Origin of the sequence: uncultured Corynebacterium sp. (genome assembly GCF_937999985.1) — a bacterium.
In the GTDB taxonomy this organism is placed as follows: domain Bacteria; phylum Actinomycetota; class Actinomycetes; order Mycobacteriales; family Mycobacteriaceae; genus Corynebacterium.
This window is the reverse complement of record NZ_CALLDG010000042.1, coordinates 1-2749: the sequence shown is the minus strand read 5'-3', so window position 1 is coordinate 2749 and position 2749 is coordinate 1. Positions and strand designations below refer to the sequence as shown.

Genomic DNA, 2749 nt, shown 5'->3' with positions numbered 1-2749 from the left:
ATCTTTTTAGAACAAAGCGCGTGTTGCTCATGTGACTACTGTGAACAGTGCGACTAAAGTGGTGGCCATGTCTGTCACTAGTCGCTCTCGCAGCTCTGCGCCCCGCGGAAGGGGCGCACACGCCAACCGACCGAGCTCCAGCCGTCGTGGTGGGTTCGAAGATACTCGAACCACCGCGCCGGTCGGTGCCGGTTATTCTGGCTATGCCGGGGGCGAGGACTTCGAGAGGACCGGCAGCGCCTTCGGCGTGGTCGGCCACTCGCTGGGGTCTGCGTTTAGCGGAGCGGCACGGGGCATCGGTGGCTTGACTCGCCGCCTAGCGACCCGCCGTGACGCAGGTGACTTTGATTCTTATGACGATGCAGATTTTCTAGAGGAGGCGGAAACCCAGGTGATCTCCAAGCGGGGTAAGCAGCGGAATTCGCGCAATAGTCAAGCCAAGAAGCTTGATTCGGGTCGTGGTTTGCGCGCTGGTGACGGTTGGACGCCGGACACTGAGGACGATGGTTTTGACGCCGACTTCAGCGCCCAAGACCCCAGCGAAGGTGCAGAACCGATGCGCATCGGCGGCTCCTACGACGGTGCAGCCATCGGCGTGTTCGCTGTAGCCCTAATCCTGGCTGGAACCCTGTGGTTCGGAGTGGGCGGTGCCGTGGGTAACGGCATCGCGGGAATTCTTACCTGGATCATCGGCGCGGGCGGATACGTAGTCCCGATCGCCATGGCCTTCGCCGCCTGGGTGTTGATGGTCGGCATCGAGCGCACTCAGCGTTCCACCGTCCGCCTGTGGATCGGCTCCGCGCTGGTGGTGCTGCCGATGTTGGGGCTCATTCATATCTTCGCTGGCCAGCCCACTGACAGTGCCGGAAAGGCGAGCGCAGGTGGTCTGGTCGGCCAGGCTATCGGTACGCCGATGGCCGTTGGCTTTAGCGTCTACCTGGCCGTTCCTCTGTTGCTGCTGGCCATTGTGTACGGTGCTCTGCAGCTCACAGGGCTGACGGTGAAGCAGATTTACACCCTCGCAGCGGACTTCCTGGGGGTGGGCACTTGGCGCGATGGTCGCGGTAACGATGATTACGCCGACTACGAAGCCCAATCCAACGACGTTGACGAGGACGATCAGTATGGCCACGTCGACCGCCAGATCACCCGCGCCGCCCGCCGGACGCCGATGGACAACTACCCGGTGGCGGAGCAGGGGAGCGACGTAGACGAAGCGGCTGATTCCAACGAGACCTTGGTGCTCGACACTGCGGCCTCCCACACACCGCAGCGTCGCAAGCGCACCCAGCCGAAGCGCACCCAGCCGAAGTCTGCTCCGCAGGTGGAGGACGTCGCAGAGTTGCTGGACGACGACGAGCCTGAGCCCAAGGCAGAGTCCAAGCCTGAGCCCAAGCGGGATCCCGTAGCCGACTCCCGTGACTCGGTGCGACAGGCCATCATTGCCCGCTCGGGGATTGACGCTGCTGCGGTTCCAGCCTCCACGCCGAAGTCGGAGCTGGAAGAGGATGTGGCTGAGGGCGTCACAGATAAGGTCGCAGAGAGAGCCACAACGAACAAGGAAGACAGCGACTACGCGCTGCCGTCGACGGACCTGTTGCTGAACGGCGATGCGCCGAAAACTCGTAGTGAGACGAACGATCGGATGATCGAGGCGATCACCGACGTGTTCGAGGAATTCAACGTCGACGCGCAGGTGACGGGCTTCAGCCGTGGCCCGACAGTGACCCGCTACGAGGTAGAACTCGGCCCGGGCGTGAAGGTCTCCAAGATCACGAACCTGCAGTCCAACCTGGCCTACGCGGTGGCCACCGACAACGTCCGCCTGCTGACCCCGATTCCGGGCAAGTCCGCAGTGGGTATTGAGGTGCCCAACACTGACCGCGAAATGGTGCGCCTCGGCGATGTGCTTGAGGCGCCGAAGGTGCGCGGCGATGCCGACCCGATGGTTATCGGGCTGGGCAAGGACATCGAGGGCGACTTTGTAGCCCACTCGATTCAGAAGATGCCGCACCTGCTGGTGGCCGGCTCCACGGGTTCCGGTAAGTCGGCCTTCGTGAACTCCATGCTGGTTTCGCTACTGACCCGCGCCACGCCGGACGAGGTACGCCTGATCCTGGTGGATCCGAAAATGGTGGAGCTGACCCCCTACGAGGGCATCCCGCACCTGATTACGCCCATCATCACCCAGCCGAAGAAGGCGGCCGCCGCTCTGACCTGGCTAGTGGAGGAGATGGAGCAGCGCTACATGGACATGAAGGCCAGCCGGGTGCGCCACATCAAGGACTTCAACCGCAAGGTTAAGTCCGGCGAGATCACCACCCCGCTGGGCTCGGAGCGCGAGTACCGCCCGTACCCGTACATCGTGTGCGTGGTCGACGAGCTGGCCGACCTGATGATGACCGCTCCGCGCGAGATCGAGGATTCGATCGTGCGCATCACCCAGAAGGCCCGCGCCGCCGGTATCCACCTGGTGCTGGCAACGCAGCGCCCGTCGGTGGACGTGGTCACCGGCCTGATTAAGACGAACGTTCCTTCCCGACTGGCCTTCGCCACCAGCTCCTCGACCGACTCCCGCGTGATCCTGGACCAGGGTGGCGCGGAGAAGCTGATCGGTATGGGCGATGGCCTGTTCATTCCGCAGGGTGCAGGAAAGCCGCAGCGCATTCAGGGTGCTTTCGTGACGGACGAGGAGATCAACGCCGTCGTGGAGGCCGCCAAGGATCAGGCCGAGCCCGACTACACCGAG

At 63.4% G+C, this 2749-nt stretch carries 1 protein-coding gene; it reads left to right on the top strand.

Features of this window, described 5'->3' with window-relative positions; genetic code table 11:
- Positions 1-67 precede the first annotated feature (67 nt).
- Positions 68-2749, top strand: a 2682-nt coding sequence (locus Q0331_RS01895) for a DNA translocase FtsK (protein ID WP_298074374.1), incomplete at its 3' end; no start/stop codon positions are given.